Origin of the sequence: Protofrankia symbiont of Coriaria myrtifolia (genome assembly GCF_900634755.1) — a bacterium.
GTDB classification, from domain to species: domain Bacteria; phylum Actinomycetota; class Actinomycetes; order Frankiales; family Frankiaceae; genus Protofrankia; species Protofrankia coriariae.
The window spans coordinates 1-3092 of record NZ_CAAAFS010000067.1 but is presented as its reverse complement, the minus strand read 5'-3'; the positions used below and the strand labels follow the sequence as shown (position 1 = coordinate 3092).

The following is a 3092-nucleotide window of genomic DNA, read 5'->3' as shown; positions in this document are numbered from 1 at the left end:
GCGGGGCACCCGGATCGTCCACCGTGATCCCGAAGTCGGTGGCGATACCTGCGAGGCCGGAGGCATACCCCTGCCCCACGGCACGCACCTTCCACGCCCCCTGGCGCCGGTAGAGCTCCACGAGTATCAGCGCGCTTTCGACGGTCAGCTCGACCGGGTCGAAGCGGGCGATCTCCTCACCCCGGGCGGCCCGGACGACGACCCGCAGCCCGTTGACGGCCGCGAAGGTCTGCGGGCCGGAGCCGTCCAGGCTGCCGGTGACGACCACCTTGTCGATGTCGGACGGTACCTGCGTCAGCGTGAACTCGAGCGCGGACGGCGGGAGCAGGCGCACCCCCGGCCCGGTGGGCTGGTTGAAGAACACGAAGTCGGCGTCGGAGCGGACCTTGCCATTCGCGGTCACCAGCAGCGCGGCGATGTCCAACGGCGTGGATGAACTGATCTCCACCCGTACGTCGGTAGTGGACAACGGTGCGTTCGCGCCCTTGCTCAGCACCTGCGCCATGGTGGCCTCCGCATCTGCCCTGTCGCCTGTTACCCGTCGCCTGTCGGCATGTCACTGATCGGCATGTTGTTCGACGTCCGCGGGCGTGACTCCCGCGAGGCCATCGTGACGGATACCGGCTTCCAGCCGACAACCGGCACCCGGCGACCGCCCGTTCCCCATGACGACAGACGCGTCCGATCGGGTAACGACCCGACCCTGATCCACGGTTCCACCGGATCCGCCTCCGGAAACCCAATTCTCCGGACACCGTCCAGGCCTGGAACGTCGCCCCCGGGGCTGGCGCCGGCCAGAGCCGGGATTCGCCACGGTGGGCCGCCCGGCCCCGGCCGGCGGGGAAGAAACCGGCGGGGAAGATAGAGCGAAGCGAAGAAGAAAAGATCGGCCGGCGACGGCGATTCCGTTGGCGTCAGCCAGCATCCGTCGATGCCCGTTGGCGACGGCTCGGTCGGCGACCGCGCTTCAGCTCAGCCGGTGACGGCGATGTCGGCGAGGTTCTTGACGACCGGGACGCAGATCCGTTCGACCCAGGCGTCCACCGCCTCACCGCCGGGCGGGACGACGATCACGGTGTCGATGCCGAGGCGCGCGTACCGCTCGGCCTCGGCGAGGAAGGCGCCGGTGTCCTCCCGGGCCAGCGCGTCGCCGTTGTAGATGATCGTCTTGGAGATCTCCGCGTAGTCGCGGCCGACCGCGTCGCAGTGCGCCTTCAGCACGTCGAGCTTGTGCGCCACCACGTCCGCCGAAGGAGCGAACAGGTTGCAGGCGTCGCCGTAGGTCGCCACCAGGCGCAGTGTCTTGCGCTCCCCACTGCCCCCGATCAGGATCGGCACGCGGGGCCGGCTGATCGGCGCCGGCACGCACAGCGTCTCGGCAAGCTGGTAGTGCCGGCCGGTGAAGGGGCCGTTGTCCTCACTCCACATCTGCCGGCAGATCCGCAGCGTCTCCTCCAGCCGCTCGAACCGCTCGGCGACCGGCGGGAACGGCACCCCCAGCCCATGGTGCTCGCGGTCGTACCAGGCGGCGCCGATGCCGAGCTCCGCGCGTCCGCCCGACAGCACGTCCAGGGTGGCTATGATCTTCGCGAGAAGCCCGGGGTGGCGGTAGGTCACGCCGGTGACCAGCAGGCCGAGCCGCAGCCTGGACGTGTGGGCGGCGAGGAACCCCAGGGTGGTGTAGCCCTCCAACATCGGCTCGTCGGCCGGGAACATCTCCTCCATCTGGAAGTAGTGGTCCATCACGCTGAGACGGGCCACGCCCGCGTCGTCGGCGACCCGGGCGGCCCGTCCCAGGACCGGCCCGATCGTCTCCGCCCCGCCCGGCCAGGTGAACCGGACCACGTGTACGCCAAGCAGCATCGCCAACTCCTCACGTCCTGCGTTCCGGCCGTCGTCCCCATCCTGACGGACGTCGGCGGGCATGGCCACGCTGGGACCACCCGGCGTACCCCGGGCGTGGGCACCATGGGGCCGTGTGAGCCCAACCGTTCAGGACTCTCGGGGAACCCTGGCACGGACGCTGTGGCCGCCCGGTACCGGATGGACGACCCACACCCACCTCGTGCCACCGCCCTGCCACCTCCGCATCATCACCATTTTGCGGTCGTACCGTTACTATCCGCCGGTCGCGGGCTGGATACGGCTGCGAATCGGGCAGATGCCCGGCCGACCTGGGAGGATCAGCCCCGGGCGGGTTCGCGGCAGCAGATCCCGCGTAGCGGCGGGAGCGCCAGGCAGAGCGAGGAGAAGCGCGCATGCAGTTCGGCCGTTACTACGAGGAGTTCGAGGTCGGCGCGGTCTACAAGCACTGGCCGGGCAAGACGGTCACCGAGTACGACGACCACCTGTTCTGCCTGCTGACCATGAACCACCATCCGCTGCACCTGGACGCGCACTACGCCGAGGAGACCACCCAGTTCAAACGGAACGTCGTCGTCGGCAACTACGTGTACTCGCTGCTGCTCGGCATGTCCGTTCCGGACGTCTCCGGCAAGGCCATCGCCAACCTCGAGGTCGAATCCCTCCGGCATGTGAAGCCGGTCTTCCACGGCGACACCATCTACGGCGAGTCCGAGGTGCTGGGCAAGGTCGAGTCGAAGAGCAAGGACGACCGGGGCATCGTGCAGGTCGAGACCCGCGGCTACAACCAGGACGGCACCCTGGTCTGCATCTACCGCCGCAAGGTGATGGTGCCCAAGCGCTCCTACGGCGAGGCCCGCGGCGGCGAGCAACCCGGCCGCCCCGTCCCCAACGGCACCTGACACCTTCTTCTGCCTTCTGCCGCCTCTTCCTTCCGCCCTGTACGTCGGCATGGCGCCTACGCGGTCGTGATACCCCAGATGGCGAGGGCGTCCAGCAGGCCTTCGGTGAGGGCTGTGGCCCGCAGGTCGGGGCACCAGCGGACGTCCGCGGCGTCGTCCCCGGCCCGCAGGATCCCGCCGCCGATGTCGCACACGTAGTCGGCGATGTCGTAGACGGCTCCGTCCGGCCCCGGCCGCGTGACCCGCCCGACCAGCCGCCCGACGGCCACCTCCAGGCCGGTCTCCTCGCGGACCTCCCGGACGAGCGCGGCGCTGTCGCTCTCCCCG

The 3092-nt window shown here is 69.8% G+C and carries 3 protein-coding genes and 1 pseudogene; 1 reads left to right on the top strand and 3 read right to left on the bottom strand.

Features of this window, described 5'->3' with window-relative positions; genetic code table 11:
* Positions 1–505, bottom strand: a 505-nt coding sequence (locus CM1CMNOD_RS03905; protein ID WP_131773835.1) for a TerD family protein, incomplete at its 3' end; no start/stop codon positions are given.
* A gap of 467 nt (positions 506–972) precedes the next feature.
* On the bottom strand, positions 973–1863 hold the full coding sequence (locus CM1CMNOD_RS03900) for an LLM class F420-dependent oxidoreductase (RefSeq protein WP_013872365.1): 891 nt from the start codon (positions 1861–1863) through the stop codon (positions 973–975).
* Between the two features lie 389 nt (positions 1864–2252).
* Between CM1CMNOD_RS03900 and CM1CMNOD_RS03895 the strand changes: the two are divergent.
* Positions 2253–2765, top strand: a pseudogene (locus CM1CMNOD_RS03895) (MaoC family dehydratase); the annotation flags it as partial.
* Between the two features lie 56 nt (positions 2766–2821).
* Here the strand turns inward: CM1CMNOD_RS03895 and CM1CMNOD_RS03890 are convergent.
* Positions 2822–3092 (bottom strand): NUDIX domain-containing protein (locus CM1CMNOD_RS03890; protein ID WP_165490441.1); only part of this gene is annotated, 271 nt, incomplete at its 5' end.